Origin of the sequence: Lachnospira eligens (genome assembly GCF_009680455.1) — a bacterium.
GTDB classification, from domain to species: domain Bacteria; phylum Bacillota; class Clostridia; order Lachnospirales; family Lachnospiraceae; genus Lachnospira; species Lachnospira eligens_A.
Map to the genome: position 1 here is coordinate 430,906 of NZ_WKRD01000002.1, position 15,579 is coordinate 446,484.

13 protein-coding genes are annotated in these 15,579 nt (G+C 34.2%); 3 read left to right on the forward strand and 10 right to left on the reverse strand.

Annotated features, from left to right (window positions below; genetic code table 11):
* Positions 1 to 43 precede the first annotated feature (43 nt).
* Entirely contained in the window at positions 44 to 967 is a 924-nt protein-coding gene (locus GKE48_RS03840) for a DUF3881 family protein (RefSeq protein ID WP_022098294.1), read from the reverse strand.
* A 15-nt stretch (positions 968 to 982) separates the two neighbouring features.
* The gene (locus GKE48_RS03845) at positions 983 to 2,080 is read right to left on the reverse strand and encodes an HD-GYP domain-containing protein (RefSeq protein ID WP_022098295.1); all 1,098 of its coding nucleotides are present in this window, start codon (positions 2,078 to 2,080) and stop codon (positions 983 to 985) included.
* Between the two features lie 174 nt (positions 2,081 to 2,254).
* Here GKE48_RS03845 and adhE point away from each other — a divergent pair, with 174 nt between their 5' ends.
* Both adhE and GKE48_RS03855 read left to right on the forward strand, forming a co-directional pair.
* Positions 2,255 to 4,870 (forward strand): bifunctional acetaldehyde-CoA/alcohol dehydrogenase, encoded by a 2,616-nt coding sequence (adhE, locus tag GKE48_RS03850; protein ID WP_154300468.1) that lies wholly within the window; start codon positions 2,255 to 2,257, stop codon positions 4,868 to 4,870.
* 36 nt (positions 4,871 to 4,906) lie between these two features.
* A complete protein-coding gene (locus GKE48_RS03855) occupies positions 4,907 to 5,674 on the forward strand; it encodes a phosphotransferase (RefSeq protein WP_022098297.1) in 768 nt (255 codons plus the stop codon).
* Positions 5,675 to 5,869: 195 nt separating this feature from the next.
* Here GKE48_RS03855 and serS read toward each other — a convergent pair whose 3' ends face one another.
* The 6 genes from serS to GKE48_RS03885 form a co-directional block, all read right to left on the reverse strand.
* Positions 5,870 to 7,159 carry a serine--tRNA ligase gene (serS, locus tag GKE48_RS03860; protein WP_055216601.1) on the reverse strand — a complete coding sequence of 430 codons (1,290 nt, stop codon included), beginning with the start codon at positions 7,157 to 7,159 and terminating at the stop codon, positions 5,870 to 5,872.
* 86 nt (positions 7,160 to 7,245) lie between these two features.
* Entirely contained in the window at positions 7,246 to 7,803 is a 558-nt protein-coding gene (locus tag GKE48_RS03865; RefSeq protein WP_055216603.1) for a DUF4446 family protein, read from the reverse strand.
* A 77-nt stretch (positions 7,804 to 7,880) separates the two neighbouring features.
* A complete protein-coding gene (locus tag GKE48_RS03870) occupies positions 7,881 to 8,810 on the reverse strand; it encodes a ParB/RepB/Spo0J family partition protein (RefSeq protein WP_055216605.1) in 930 nt (309 codons plus the stop codon).
* A gap of 23 nt (positions 8,811 to 8,833) precedes the next feature.
* Complete coding sequence (locus GKE48_RS03875) at positions 8,834 to 9,598, reverse strand: ParA family protein (protein ID WP_055216607.1); 765 nt, start codon at positions 9,596 to 9,598, stop codon at positions 8,834 to 8,836.
* Positions 9,599 to 9,839: 241 nt separating this feature from the next.
* Positions 9,840 to 10,484, reverse strand: coding sequence for a response regulator (locus tag GKE48_RS03880; RefSeq protein ID WP_022097138.1), 645 nt, complete (start codon positions 10,482 to 10,484; stop codon positions 9,840 to 9,842).
* Positions 10,485 to 10,499: 15 nt separating this feature from the next.
* Positions 10,500 to 11,507 carry a sensor histidine kinase gene (locus GKE48_RS03885; RefSeq protein WP_055216609.1) on the reverse strand — a complete coding sequence of 336 codons (1,008 nt, stop codon included), beginning with the start codon at positions 11,505 to 11,507 and terminating at the stop codon, positions 10,500 to 10,502.
* A gap of 335 nt (positions 11,508 to 11,842) precedes the next feature.
* On the opposite strand from GKE48_RS03885, the gene GKE48_RS03890 reads away from it, so the two are divergent.
* Positions 11,843 to 12,784, forward strand: coding sequence for an alpha/beta fold hydrolase (locus tag GKE48_RS03890; protein WP_154300469.1), 942 nt, complete (start codon positions 11,843 to 11,845; stop codon positions 12,782 to 12,784).
* Between the two features lie 147 nt (positions 12,785 to 12,931).
* Here GKE48_RS03890 and rsmG read toward each other — a convergent pair whose 3' ends face one another.
* Together rsmG and mnmG are read right to left on the reverse strand one after the other, a co-directional pair.
* Entirely contained in the window at positions 12,932 to 13,654 is a 723-nt protein-coding gene (gene rsmG / locus GKE48_RS03895; RefSeq protein ID WP_154300470.1) for a 16S rRNA (guanine(527)-N(7))-methyltransferase RsmG, read from the reverse strand.
* Positions 13,655 to 13,674: 20 nt separating this feature from the next.
* Positions 13,675 to 15,558 (reverse strand): tRNA uridine-5-carboxymethylaminomethyl(34) synthesis enzyme MnmG, encoded by a 1,884-nt coding sequence (gene mnmG / locus GKE48_RS03900; RefSeq protein WP_154300471.1) that lies wholly within the window; start codon positions 15,556 to 15,558, stop codon positions 13,675 to 13,677.
* Between the last annotated feature and the right edge of the window lie 21 nt (positions 15,559 to 15,579).

Genomic DNA, 15,579 nt, shown 5'->3' on the forward strand with positions numbered 1-15,579 from the left:
ATTAAATACAATTTATTATGAAAGCATATATTTAACAACAATATCAGTCAGTAAATCTTACATTTCCCTGAAGCCATATCTGTCCTTTGAATCTGCGGCCTATGGCTGGTTCTCCAAGCAGATGTTCCTTATTAACTGCTGTAGTTATAATAAGACTGTTACATTCAAGAACCATAATATATATCTTCTCACCAGTGTATATATTCTCCTCTTCACGCAGTTCAAGAATCTCTCCTATGACGGAATACTGGTCACATTCTACACCGCATGGCATAAATGTTGAGTCTACTATAGTAAATATATCTTCCTTCATGACACGGTTAGAAAGTTCATTGTATGTATCAATATCTTCAATTGTAAGGCTCTCAATTGCATCCTCATCTCCATTCTTTGCAGCCTGAATAAGATTCTTTCTTGCAATTTCATCCTGTCTGCTTTTCTTAGAATTTCTTTCCTTTCTCACCGGAAGCATAATAATTCCACCTAGCGACAGTCCTGTAAGTGCCACCTTTTTGTTTCTGATTGGTACTTTACCAATTTCGTTCTTTCTGTCAGGATTAAAATCATCTGCATTAAAATCCTTACCACTGTACAGATAATCAAGATAATCCATTACATTCTGAAGATAAAATATAAGCGTTACTCCTGTCTTTAATTCATCACATATAACTGCATAGGATTCCTTGTCAAGATGTCTCTCAATAGTCATCTCCTCATTGTCACTTAAAGCCTTCCCCACAACAAACGGAAAATAATACTCATATTTAAAAACATTCTTTTCATATCTTCCATACACATACAATCCGGTTGAGTTGCTAAGGCGCAAGATAATAACGCCACGATCTAATTTCTCGTGGCGTATCACAAATCCTTCTTTTATGCTTTCTCTAATTCCTGTTTTTATAAATTTTGCCTCAGCCTCTGATGTCATATTATCAAATCCAAGGGTTCTTATATATAAATTCATAGCTGCTCCAATGCTCTATTCTGTATCTACTATAAACATAGTAAGCTGCTTTAATAAGTTATACTCTACATTTTCAGTATAAGGTGTTCCATCTGCATGCTCTGTCATTCTTATAACAGGTCTGTCAGCAGCTTCCTTATTCTGTCTTATAACTACAGCTTTTTCGCCATCACTTGTGTAAACTGTACAGCCGACAGGGTATGCAGCAACTGAGTCTAAGAATTTTGAAGCAATTGTAGGGTCATATTTTACTCCCGAATGCACTTTGATGTATTCAATAGCTTCATATATCTTCATCTTCTCACTGCCTATGCCACTTATCATACTGTCAAAATCATCACAGATAGAAACAAGCTTAACTTCTGGTTTAAGCCTGTCACCCTTATGCTGGAAAGGATATCCTGAGCCATCAATTCTTTCATGGTGAAAGAGAATAATCTCCTTTGCCACGTCAGGAAGCCATTCCTCGTCCTGCAGTGAGCTGTATCCAAATATAGTATGCTTCTTATATTCAACAGCATCTTTATTAGTCATCTTATTCTCACTAACATTAACATAAGGAACATTAATATATCTGAGTCCTATATCATGAAGTATTGCTCCCATCGCAATATTATGTATCTGTTTATTACTCATTTTAAGCCTTAATGCCATAATTGTTGACAAAGTACATACATTAATACAGTGTGTATACATGTCAGTACTTACATTCCTGATTTCAGTAATATTATTCACAACCTCCGGCTCTGCAATAACTGTATCAAGTATTCTCTGTGCCTCATTAACAATTATCTTAAGTTCTTCATTATGTTTATAAATGTGTTTTTCTAATATTTTTTTTACTATCTGCCTTGAATTATTGGCAGTTTCTTCAAGTCTGTATGGATATTCTTCCTCTTCCCGTGCCGTATCACTATCAGAAGTATTCTCCCTGACAATTCCCTCTTTTTCGTCTTTTATGTATACAGTTCTTACTCCAAGATTAATTGCTCTTTCAATAAGTTCATCTGTCAGAGCAACATCCGCATGAATAAGAACAGTCCCCGAATGCGACAATATAGGAAAAGCTAATATATCGTTTTCTTTAAGATTATCAACACTAACCTGTTTCATAAGCCGCTCCATCCTTAACAAAAGATTTATTAGTCCCCCAGTTACTAGGTAAAAGATAGCATATTTTAATTAATATTACAATGAATATTGACTTATAATTATATTAGTGTTATATTGACATTGTTAAATTATTATCAATCAATATTGCACGAATCAAGTTATGGAGGAAATGTTATGTCAAAGAATTTAACTGAGAATTACCCAATTGTTGACACAGTCGAAGCTCTTGAAGAAAGGCTTGCCGGTGTACGGGAGGCTCAACGCATCTTCGCAGCTTATACTCAGGAACAGGTAGATAAGATATTTACTGCTGCTGCACTTGCTGCCAATAAAGCAAGAATTCCTCTTGCCAAGCTTGCAGTTGAAGAAACTGGTATGGGAATTGTAGAAGATAAGGTTATCAAGAATCATTATGCCTCTGAATACATTTATAATGCTTACAGAGATACTAAGACTTGTGGTGTTATTGAAGAGGATAAGGCATATGGAATTAAAAAGGTTGCTGAACCTATTGGAGTTGTTGCAGCCGTAATCCCAACAACTAATCCAACTTCAACAGCTATTTTCAAAACTCTTATTTCACTTAAGACTAGAAATGGTATTATCATAAGCCCACATCCACGAGCTAAGAAATCGACAATTGCAGCAGCTAAGGTTGTTCTTGAAGCTGCTGTTGCAGCAGGTGCCCCTGAGGGAATCATTGGCTGGATAGATGTTCCTTCCCTTGAGCTTACAGATACACTTATGAAGGAAGCAGATATTATCTTAGCTACCGGCGGACCTGGAATGGTTAAAGCTGCTTACTCTTCTGGAAAGCCTGCACTTGGTGTAGGTGCTGGTAATACTCCTGCTATCATTGATGAATCAGCAGATGTAATACTTGCTGTTAACTCAATTATTCATTCTAAGACATTTGACAATGGTATGATATGTGCTTCTGAACAGTCTGTAATTGTTGACAAGAAGGTTTACAAGGCTGTTAAAGAAGAATTTGCATACAGAGGCTGCTACTTCCTTAATAAGAGCGAGACAGAAAAGGTAAGAAAGACTATTATTATCAACGGTGCCCTTAATGCGAAGATTGTTGGTCAAAAAGCCCATACTATTGCTGCTTTAGCAGGCGTTACTGTTCCTGAAGAAACTAAAATTCTTATCGGTGAAGTAACATCTGTAGACCTCTCAGAAGAATTTGCTCATGAAAAGTTATCACCTGTCCTTGCAATGTACAAGGCAGAAGATTTTGAAGATGCTCTTTCAAAAGCTGAACACCTGATTGCAGATGGTGGATTTGGTCATACATCATCTCTTTATATTAATGTTGAAACACAGGCAGACAAGATTGCTGAATTCTCTGAAAGAATGAAGACATGCCGCTGCCTTATCAATACACCTTCATCTCACGGTGGAATCGGTGACCTCTACAACTTTAAGATGGCTCCTTCTCTTACACTTGGATGCGGCTCTTGGGGCGGAAACTCAGTATCTGAGAACGTTGGAGTAAAACATCTGCTTAATGTAAAGACTGTCGCTGAGAGGAGAGAGAATATGCTTTGGTTTAGAGCACCTGAGAAGGTTTACTTTAAGAAGGGCTGCTTACCTGTTGCCCTTGATGAACTTGGAACTGTAATGGGTAAGAAGAAAGCATTTATCGTTACTGACCAGTTCCTTTATAAGAATGGTTATACCAAATGTGTCACAGATAAGTTAGATTCTTTAGGAATCATGCATACTACTTTCTATAATGTAGCACCAGATCCAACACTTGCATGTGCTAAAGAAGGTACAGCTGCTATGAGACTTTTCGAACCTGATGTAATCATCGCAATTGGTGGTGGTTCTGCAATGGATGCTGCCAAGATTATGTGGGTTATGTACGAACATCCTGAGGCAGACTTCCTTGATATGGCTATGCGTTTCATGGATATCAGAAAGAGAATATACACATTCCCTAAGATGGGTGAGAAAGCTTACTTTGTCGCTATCTCAACATCTTCTGGAACAGGTTCAGAGGTAACTCCTTTTGCAGTTATTACCGATGAAACAACCGGTCAGAAATATCCACTTGCTGACTATGAATTACTTCCTAAGATGGCTATTATCGATGCTGACATGCATATGAATCAGCCTAAGGGACTTACAGCAGCTTCTGGTATTGATGCACTTACACATGCACTTGAAGCATACGCTTCCATTATGGCAACAGAATATACAGATGGTCTTGCATTACAGGCTATGAAGAATATATTTGAATATCTTCCAGCAGCTTATGAATTAGGTGCACATGATGCAGTTGCAAGAGAAAAGATGGCAACAGCTTCTACTATGGCTGGTATGGCTTTTGCTAATGCTTTCCTTGGAGTGTGCCACTCACTTGCACATAAACTGGGTGCATATCACCACCTTCCACACGGAATTGCTAATGCCCTTCTTATCACTGATGTAATGAGATTCAATGCTGCAGAGGTTCCAACCAAGATGGGAACATTCTCACAGTATAAGTATCCACATTGCAAAGCACGTTATGTTGAGTGTGCTGACTTCCTTGGAATTCAGGGTAAAGATGATGATGAGAAATTTGAAAACCTCATCAAGGCTATTGAAGAATTAAAGGCAAAGGTAGGAATTAAGAAAACTATTGCAGATTATGGTGTTAAAGAGGAAGACTTCCTTGCAACTCTTGATGAGATGACAGAAGCTGCATTTGATGACCAGTGTACTGGTGCTAACCCAAGATATCCTCTTATGAGTGAAATGAAAGCCATGTACTTAAAGGCTTACTATGGTAAATAATCATCATTATTATTTTAAGAAAGGAAGACATGTCATATGAAAAAATATTTAGCAAAATCTAAGTTAAAATCAGTATATGTAGAGAATGGCAAAGCTACTAAGGTCTTTGCCAAGACCTACAACAAATCAGATGTTTTATATGAAGCTCTTAATACTTCTAGAGTTGAAGACGCAGGCGTTAATATTCCAAAGCTTTTAGAGGTTGCTGTTACTGACGGTAAATGGTCTATCACAAGTGAATATGTTGAAGGTCCTACTCTTACACAATTAATTGAAAAATACCCTGACAAGGCTGATGATTATATTAAGAAAATGGTTGAATACCAGATATCTTTCCAGAAGAAGTCTAACCCACTTCTTCTGGTATTAAAGGATAAAATGAACCGCCAGATTAACTCTATTGAAGAACTTGATAACAGCGTTAAGTATGAACTTCTTACAAGGCTTAATTCCATGAAGAATCATACTAAGCTTTGTCACGGAGATTATTGTCCTGATAATATTATTGTTACTGCTGATGCCAAGGGAAATATCAAAGAAATCACAGCAGTTGACTGGGTACATGCTACACAGGGTAATGCATCTGCCGATATTGCGAATACATTTTTACTTCTCAAATTACAGTTTGGTGACAAGAGTGATATTCCTGAAAAGTACATAAGTGCTTTCTGTGAATTAACTAACACAAAACGTTCATATGTTAATGAATGGCTTCCATTAGTTGCAGCAGCAAGACTTACTAAGAATAAAGAAGAAGAAAAAGAACTTCTTAATCAGTGGATAAATGTTGTAGATTTCCAGTAAAAGTTTTCCACATACCAATATAAACAAGGTTTTCCACATTAAAATACTGGTTTTTAACAGCATTTTAATGGATTTCCCACAGAATCAACACACTTATCCACAAAATTTGTGGATAACATAAAACAAATGTGGATAAAACATATTCATTTGATATGTTTTATCCACATTTTTAATAATATCTATTTAGTATTCATATTACTTAACTGGTACTAATTCTGTCTTACCACCCATGTACATACGAAGAGCTTCTGGAATAAGAACTCTTCCATCTGCCTGAAGGTTATTCTCAAGGAAAGCAATAAGCATTCTTGGAGGTGCAACACATGTGTTGTTAAGCGTATGTGCAAAGTACTTGTTCTTGTCCTTACCCTGAACTCTTATCTTAAGTCTTCTTGCCTGAGCATCTCCTAAGTTAGAACATGAACCAACCTCGAAGTACTTCTTCTGTCTTGGTGACCATGCTTCAACATCAATAGACTTAACCTTAAGGTCAGCTAAATCTCCTGAACAGCACTCAAGTGTTCTTACTGGAATATCCATTGTTCTGAAGAAATCTACTGTATTCTGCCATAATTTATCAAACCACATCTTGCTATCTTCTGGTTTACATACAACAATCATTTCCTGTTTCTCGAACTGGTGGATTCTATATACACCTCTTTCCTCGATACCATGTGCACCCTTCTCTTTTCTGAAACATGGAGAATAGCTTGTAAGAGTCTTAGGAAGCTCTTCCTCAGGTGTAATTGTGTCAATAAACTTACCAATCATTGAATGTTCGCTTGTTCCAATAAGGTAAAGATCTTCACCTTCTATCTTATACATCATGGCATCCATTTCATCAAAGCTCATAACACCGGTAACTACATTACTTCTTATCATATAAGGAGGAATACAGTATGTGAACCCTCTGTCAATCATGAAATCTCTTGCATATGAGATAATTGCTGAATGAAGTCTTGCAATATCTCCCATAAGGTAATAAAAACCATTACCAGCAACCTTACCAGCTGCATCCATATCGATTCCGTTGAATCTTTCCATAATATCTGTATGATATGGTACTTCAAAATCAGGAACTACAGGCTCACCAAACTTCTCAATTTCAACATTCTCGCTGTCATCTTTTCCGATTGGTACACTAGGATCTATGATGTTAGGAATAGTCATCATAATCTTATTAACCTTTTCATTAAGTTCCTTTTCAGAAGCCTCTAATTCAGCAAGCTTTGCTGCATCTGCACTTACCTGTGCCTTAACTGCCTCTGCCTCTTCCTTCTTTCCCTGTGCCATAAGAGCACCTATCTGCTTAGAAAGCTTGTTCCTGTTTGCTCTTAATTCATCAGCTTCTGTCTGTGTTGCACGAGCTTTAGCATCAAGCTCAATTACTTCATCTACAAGTGGAAGCTTTCTGTCCTGAAATTTATTCTTAATATTCTGTTTTACAATATCCGGGTTTTCTCTGACAAATTTTAAATCTAACATTACTCCTCATTTCCGTGTCCTATCATTGACACTATTTTATCAAATTTACCAAATGCTATTATGCACCTTTTTCTGTATATTTTCAATTACATTTTGTCTTTCTGCATTAAATCGTTAATTTCTTTACTTAATTCTTCGTCTCCCATACGTCCGGCCAGTGCCTGCTTAACAGCTTTCTCCTCTTCTTTACCAAGTTCAATATAAGACTTTCCATTAACTATTTCCTTAATATAAGCAAAACAGCCATCATTGCTGTGCATTACATTTACAACGTATCCATTGTCTTTCTTATCAAGCATACATAGTGCAAAGCTTAACTTTCCACCCATTTCATGGAATGCATCATACTTATTAACACCAACCTTCTGGAATGTAAGCTGCATCTTTTCATATATGTCCTTAATAGCTTCTGTATTATCTTCACTTGTCTTCTGAAGATTGATAATGTCATCGGTATATTTTCTGACCATTTTCTCCATGCTCTTTCCATCAGAGCCTTCCATCATCATCTCATACTTTTTCGTCATAGCACAAGCCTTGCATATTGCAACAATTGCAAGAACTATTGCTGCAATTGTTATTACAAGCAGACCTATAACTACATAAAGTGTGTCCACTTTAAATAATCCAAATACATCTAACATAATTTTTCCTTTCTGTATATTAGCTTATTAATATATTATTAAATTAGTTATATAGTATACATTATATATAAACTTAATTATTCATTAATTTTCTTTAACATATCATATATTCTTTCAAGCTCTGCCTGTGAATAATACTGAATTTCAATTTTACCCTTGTTATTATTCTTATTTTTGATAACTACTTGTGTACCCATGATTTTCTTCAATTTTTCTTCAAAATCTCTATATACAAAATCATTTTCTGGCTTTGTCTTTTCCACAGATTTATCTAACTTATCAATATTTTTAACAAGTTTTTCAACATCTCGCACATTGAGTTTTTCGTCAAATATCTTCTGTGCAACCATGTATTGTTTTTCTTTATCTTCAATACTAATAATTGCTCTTGCATGACCACTACTTAATTTTCCTTCGATTACCATTTCCTGAACTCTTTCATCAAGCTTTAATAATCTCAACGAATTTGTAATTGCGGTTCTTGATTTTGCCACCTTTTCTGCAACTTCATCCTGTTTTAATCTATAATCTTTAATAAGCTGCTGATATGCAAGTGCTTCTTCTATTGGATTAAGATCTTCTCTCTGTATATTCTCAATAAGAGCTATCTCCATAACCTCCTGTGATGAATAGTCCTTAATAATAACCGGTACTTCTTTAACACCCGCAAGTCTTGCAGCTCTGAATCTTCTTTCACCAGCTATAATCTGATAATTTTTATCCATCTTTTTAACAAGAAGTGGCTGTAACACTCCATACTGTTTTATTGATTCTGAAAGTTCTATAAGTGCATCCTCATCAAATGCTTTTCTTGGCTGATTCTTGTTAGGCTCAATCTGAGAAATCTTTAATTTAGTTTCTGCCGGAACCGGAACTTCTTTAACAACCTCTTTTACCACTTCCTTAACAACTACTTTCTGATCATTAGTATCTTCTTCCTGAAACAGATTACCAATGCCTTTTCCCAATCCTCTTGATTTACTTGTTTTAGTGTTCTTTGTTGGCATACTATCACAATCCTCCATTATATTTATTCTTCTCTTCCCATTACTTCTTCCGCTAATAACCTGTAACTTTCTGCACCGGTAGACTTTGGATCATATAGATTTATTGGTAGTCCGTGACTTGGTGCTTCTGCCAGACGAATATTTCTTGGTATAATTGTTTTGTAAATATTTTGTTTAAGATTATCCTTAACATTTTCGACTACTTGTAATGACAGATTTGTTCTTGAATCATACATTGTAAATACCACACCTTCAAGTTCAAGTTGTGGATTTAGTTTTTTCTTTACAAGATTAATCGTATGTATAAGCTGTGTTAATCCCTCTAATGCATAATATTCACATTGAATTGGAACCAGAACAGTATCAGCTGCCGTCATTGCATTAACAGTAAGCATACTTAATGAAGGAGGACAATCAAGTATAATATAATCATATCTGTCTCTTACTTCTAATATACTTTCTTTTAAAATATACTCTCTATTATCTACGTCAATTAAATCAATCTCTGCACCTGCAAGATTCACATTAGATGGAAGTATATCAAGATTATCAATTATATTTTCTACTATTGCATCTTTAATATTACATTCTCCCAATAATACCTCATAAACTGTTTTTTCAATGTCTGTCTTAGATAATCCAAAACCACTTGTCGTATTTCCCTGCGGATCAATATCTATTATAAGAATCTTCTGTCCAGCTTCTGCAAGACATGCTGCCAAATTTATAGCTGTTGTTGTTTTACCAACTCCACCTTTCTGATTTGCTATTGCAATTATTCTTCCCACATTACCCTCTTATTCCATATGTTCTATGTTTCACGTGAAACATAATCTCATATCATTTTATTTAATAAATAACTTTTTTATCATTTTTATTATAGCACACATTGTTACAATATGTTATAACAAATTGTATTTTTTATGTTTCACGTGAAACATAAAAAAATGATATATATATTTCTATTTTGAAATATATATATCATCTCATATTTTTGTTCAATCATAATAAGTAATATTAATTGTTAAACTATTTTATACTAATTATATTATTTTTTATTGCAAACACTGCAGCCTGTGTTCTATCAGAAACACCTATTTTCTTAAATATGTTAGATACATGATTTTTTACTGTTCTTTCACTTATATTAAGTGTCAATGCGATTTCTTTATTAAATGCACCAGATGCAATCATTTTCAACACTTCCATCTCTCGTCTTGTAAGATCTGATACTTTTTCTTTTAATACATCTCTTTCTGCAAGACTAGAATTAAGTAATGGCATAAGAGAAGGTTCAATATATGTTTCACCAGAATAAACAGAAAATATAGCTTTCTTTAATGTATCAAAATCAGAATCTTTTAATATAAATCCGTCACATCCAATTTCTAATGCTTTAACCAGATATTCAATTTCATTATGTATTGTAAGTACAATAACCTTGCATAACATTTTTTGTTGTTTCATTATATTAAGAACCTGAATTCCATCCATATTAGGCATATTAATATCCAATAAAACAATATCAGGTTTTGTCTTATTAGTAAGATTGAGACATTCATACCCATCTCCTGCTTCTGCCACAACATTTATCTCTGAATCAGTTTCTAAAAGTTGTTTTAAACCTTCTCTTACCATTCTATGGTCATCAGCTAATAATATATTAACCGCCATAATTACACCCCTCTCTTACCAAACTGGTATTTCTATAAAAAAATCAGAACCATTATCATATATATATTTAATATTTCCATTTAATAATGCAACTCGTTCTTTTAACATTGTTAATCCAAATCCAGAATTTTTATTTCTATCATAAACAGTATTATAATAATCAAATCCTTTTCCATTATCCTTAAATTCAATAATAACATTGTTATCTTTAAGAGTAACGTTAATTATAATTTCTGTCCCGTTAGAATATTTAATTGCATTACTATTTAATTCATTTATAATTCGAAGTATTGATATAATAAGATTTGAATCGATACTTAATTCATCATCAAAATTAATTGATGAATAATATGTAATTACATTACTTTCTCTATTAAATTTATCAATCATATTCATAATAGCATTCTTAAATCCAAGATCATCAACACTCATTGGTCTTAATTCATATATTATATTTCTCAATTCATTAATTGATTCTTTTATCAATACAACTGAATTGTTAATTTCGAGTTTTGATCTTGTAATATCAGTATTAATAATTTGAGATATAAATTCCTGTTTATGTATTAACGCTGTAAGATTCTGCACAACACTGTCATGAATATCTCTTGATATACGTTTTCGGTCAAGTTCAATAAAATCAATTAGTTTGACATTATCATGTATAGAATCACTCATTGTTTCACGTGAAACATTGGAATCATCATCTCTTAAAATATTAATAAGTTCTTCAATTTTAGTTTCAACATCTTTTTTCTGATTATTCAAAAAATTAATTTTATTATTCAATTCATATTTTGAATCCTGTAATGTTTGTAACCTAATATTATCAGTTTGTTTTAATGAAATCAATGAATGAAATATATCTTCTGACCAGTCTTTTTCTTTATTTAACTTAATAAGATTCTTATCAACAGTTTTTAGCTCAATCTCTGTTGAATGAATTTCATTAGTAATATCATATAATTTTTTCTTATAACAATTTAATTCATTTTCAACATACTGTTTACATAAATTTGACATTATATTACTAACTCCATTCTCAGTTTGTATATTATTAATCAACATTAAATATTATATAAATACTTTATTTATTACCCTTAAAATAATAATTCATAATAAGATATTTCAGAAACTTTTAAGATGATAATACTCTATTAATTACAATAAATAAAGTACTTTTTTACGATAAAGTACTAATTTATATAAAAACATCTTAAAAAGTTCTAATAATTTGTATTTCAGATGATACATTAACATAAATTAATGATTGCCACACACAAAATAATGGAATATAATAATTTTATCTAAAAGTGCGTTAGAACATTTTCTTTCGGAAATTTCAGGAGGCATCTATTATGAATAAATGGCAAAAAATAGGACTGGCAGTAGGTATGGGAACTGCTGTTATTACTACTACACACCTGATTAACAGCATAATATTCAAATTATCTACCGCTAATAATTATACAGGTAAAAGAATAAGAAGCAATTATCAGTGGAAGTTCGGCAATATTGCATATATAACTGCCGGCTCAGGTTCTCCACTTTTACTTATACACGATCTTAATTCTTACAGTTCAAGCTACGAATGGGAACAGACTATAAACAGTTTTGCTAAGAATCACAAGGTTTACGCTATTGATTTATTGGGATGTGGTCATTCTGATAAACCTAATCTTACTTATACAACATTTATGTATACACAGCTTATCAATGATTTCGTGCTCAATGTTATTCGTTCCAAAACTGATGTTGTTGCTACAGCAGGCTCAACACCAATTGTGATAATGGCTGCATTTAATAATCATGCACTGTTTAATAAGATTATTCTTGTTTCTCCTTTATCAGTTGAAGATGCTCTTAAAGGGCCTGATAACTTAAGTGGAATAAGAAGACACATTTTAAATGTGCCTGTTATTGGAACTTCTGTATACAACATTCTGTTTAACAGACCATCTCTTAGAAAGCTACTTTCAAAAAATTTTATAGATGGAAGAATTCCGGCTGATTATATCAATGCATGCCATGAGAATGCACATCTTGGTGATGCTTCAGCCAAATATCTGTTTATCAGCACTGAATGTAACTTTACTACTGTTACTATCTCAAAAGCACTTTCTGATCTTGATAACTGTATATACATGATTAACGGTATGCACAATAATAATGACGTTATTGATGAATATATCCATATCAATCCAGCAATTGAAAATGTTATGATTCAGGATGCCAAGAAGCTTCCACAGGTTGAACAGCCGGCTGAATTCGTAAGACAGGCTGAGATTTTTCTTAATTAGTTATCCATCATGAGGTATTTTTATGATATCCTGATAATCAACAGTTAACCAAAAATAAACCCATATTATCCACAATATGATGATTTACTAATCATTTTATGTGAATAATATGGGTTTTCTTTATACTATATTGTGTATACATACTGCTTACGCAACTGGTTCTTTAGAAGGAAGTCCCGCTTTTCTTGGAAACTTTCCAGATGTAGGCTTAATCTTCTTGATATATACTAAAGAACGGTCAATATCAGTACCAGGAAGCTGGAATTTCTTCACTTCTTCTATCGTTCCGCCAAGAACACTGACTGCTTTCTTAGCATTTACTAATTCTTCATCAATATCTCCTGACTTATATGCCACAAAATATCCACCAACCTTTACGAATGGAATGTTATATTCCACAAGAGTTGCTAAGTTAGCAACAGCACGAGAAACACTTACATCAAAATGTTCTCTTAAGTCATTATTTCTTCCACCATCCTCTGCTCTTGAATGAACTGTTTCTATTCCTGTAAGTCCAAGTTCTTCTATTACCTGATTAAGAAACTTTACTCTTTTATTAAGTGAATCAAGCAGAACTACATTAATCTGTGGATATGCTATTTTTAACGGAAGCCCCGGAAAACCAGCACCTGTTCCAACATCAATAAGAGAAATCTCTTTCTTTTTATGTCCGATTTTTTCAATATCTAACACGAGACTGTCAACATAATGCTTTAAAAGAACTTCTTCGTAATCTGTAATTCCAGTAAGATTCATAAAGCTATTCCATTCAACCAGCAGCTTATAATACATATCAAACTGCTCGTACTGTCTGTCTGTAAGCTCAACACCTATAGAATTCAGATTATTCTTAAATGTTTCATTTATCATACATTTCTCCTTATCAATGATTAATGCTTTCTTCTAAGAGACTCCAGGTAAACAAGAAGCACTGATATATCAGCAGGCGAAACACCTGATATTCTTGAAGCCTGTCCAATTGAACGAGGTCTGAATTTATCAAGCTTCTGCATAGCCTCTTTTCTTAATCCGCTTATTTCTAAGTAATCAAGGCTGTCTGGTATAAGCTTATTTTCAAGCTTTTTAAAATGTTCAACCTGTCTTAACTGTCTGTCTATATATCCCTCGTATTTCAGATTAATATTAACCTGCTCACATACATCATAAGGCAACTCTGGTCTGTGCTTATCAATTGGAGCAAGAACATCATATGAAAGCTCCGGTCTTCTTATAAGTTCTGCAAGTGTAGCACCTGTTGTAAGCTCTGTACTTCCGTTATCTGTAAGTACCTTCTGTACTTCACTTCCAGTTCCTATATTAACTGACTTAACACGCTCAATTTCTTCATCAATAAGCTGAATCTTGCGGGTAAGGCGGTTCATTCTTTCTTCGCTTATAAGTCCGACTCTGTAACCATATTTAGTAAGTCTTATATCTGCATTATCCTGTCTTAATATAAGTCTGTACTCTGCACGGCTTGTCATCATTCTGTAAGGCTCTGCTGTTTCCTTAGTTACAAGGTCATCTATAAGAACTCCTATATAACTTTCTGAACGGTCAAGTATAAGTGGTTCTTCCTTCTTAACGAAAAGTGCCGCATTGATACCCGCGACAATTCCCTGTGCAGCAGCTTCCTCATATCCTGAGCTTCCATTAAACTGTCCACCAGCAAATAATCCTTCAATCTTCTTGAATTCAAGAGAAGACTTTAACTGAACAGCGTTAATGCAGTCATACTCAATAGCATAAGCATTTCTTACGATTCGGACATTCTCAAGACCAGGAACTGTTCTATACATTGCATACTGCACATCCTCAGGCATTGAACTGCTCATTCCACCAAGATACATTTCATTAGTATACAAGCCCTCTGGCTCAATGAATACCTGATGTCTGTCTTTGTCTGCAAATCTTACAACCTTATCCTCAATTGATGGACAGTATCTTGGGCCTGTTCCGTGGATATCTCCTGAATAAAGAGGTGAACGATCAAGATTATCCATAATAATCTTGTGTGTCTCTTCATTAGTATATGTAAGCCAGCAGCTTACCTGATCTTTCTGTATGCTCTCAGGGTCTGTTTCAAATGAAAATGGCACAACTCTCTTATCACCGAACTGCTCTGTCATCTTAGAAAAATCCACTGACCTTTTATCAACTCTGGCAGGTGTACCTGTCTTGAATCTTCTCACTTCAATTCCATTATCAATAAGTGACTGTGTAAGATGATTGGCAGCCTGTAATCCGTTAGGACCTGTATGATAACTTACATCACCATATATACATCTTGCCTTAAGATATACTCCTGTACATAAAACAACTGCCTTAGCTATGTATTCTGCACCCGAAACAGTCTTTACACCACCAATTTTTCCATCATTAACAATAATCTCTGAAACCTCTGCCTGTCTTATATGCAGATGCTCAGTATTCTCAAGCACATTTCTCATTCTTCTGCTGTAATCGGACTTGTCAGCCTGTGCACGGAGTGAATGAACCGCAGGGCCTTTTGATGCATTTAACATCTTTGACTGTATAAATGTAGCATCTATATTCTTTCCCATCTCGCCACCAAGAGCATCTATTTCTCTTACAAGATGTCCCTTAGAACTTCCTCCTATATTAGGATTACAAGGCATCATTGCTATACTTTCAACGCTTACTGTAAATATAATTGTTTCAAGTCCCATTCTTGAAGCAGCAAGGGCAGCCTCACAACCTGCGTGACCAGCACCTACTACAACTACATCATATTCTTCTCTAATATTAGGCATATTACTTCTCCTTATCAACCT

What these genes read in the sequence shown, in the direction of transcription:
- GKE48_RS03840 (WP_022098294.1), bottom strand. Translation starts at nt 967, where the DNA reads ATGAATTTATATATAAGAACCCTTGGATTTGATAATATGACATCAGAG.
- GKE48_RS03845 (WP_022098295.1), bottom strand. Translation starts at nt 2,080, where the DNA reads ATGAAACAGGTTAGTGTTGATAATCTTAAAGAAAACGATATATTAGCT.
- adhE (WP_154300468.1), top strand. Translation starts at nt 2,255, where the DNA reads ATGTCAAAGAATTTAACTGAGAATTACCCAATTGTTGACACAGTCGAA.
- GKE48_RS03855 (WP_022098297.1), top strand. Translation starts at nt 4,907, where the DNA reads ATGAAAAAATATTTAGCAAAATCTAAGTTAAAATCAGTATATGTAGAG.
- serS (WP_055216601.1), bottom strand. Translation starts at nt 7,159, where the DNA reads ATGTTAGATTTAAAATTTGTCAGAGAAAACCCGGATATTGTAAAACAG.
- GKE48_RS03865 (WP_055216603.1), bottom strand. Translation starts at nt 7,803, where the DNA reads ATGTTAGATGTATTTGGATTATTTAAAGTGGACACACTTTATGTAGTT.
- GKE48_RS03870 (WP_055216605.1), bottom strand. Translation starts at nt 8,810, where the DNA reads ATGCCAACAAAGAACACTAAAACAAGTAAATCAAGAGGATTGGGAAAA.
- GKE48_RS03880 (WP_022097138.1), bottom strand. Translation starts at nt 10,484, where the DNA reads ATGGCGGTTAATATATTATTAGCTGATGACCATAGAATGGTAAGAGAA.
- GKE48_RS03885 (WP_055216609.1), bottom strand. Translation starts at nt 11,507, where the DNA reads ATGTCAAATTTATGTAAACAGTATGTTGAAAATGAATTAAATTGTTAT.
- GKE48_RS03890 (WP_154300469.1), top strand. Translation starts at nt 11,843, where the DNA reads ATGAATAAATGGCAAAAAATAGGACTGGCAGTAGGTATGGGAACTGCT.
- rsmG (WP_154300470.1), bottom strand. Translation starts at nt 13,654, where the DNA reads ATGATAAATGAAACATTTAAGAATAATCTGAATTCTATAGGTGTTGAG.
- mnmG (WP_154300471.1), bottom strand. Translation starts at nt 15,558, where the DNA reads ATGCCTAATATTAGAGAAGAATATGATGTAGTTGTAGTAGGTGCTGGT.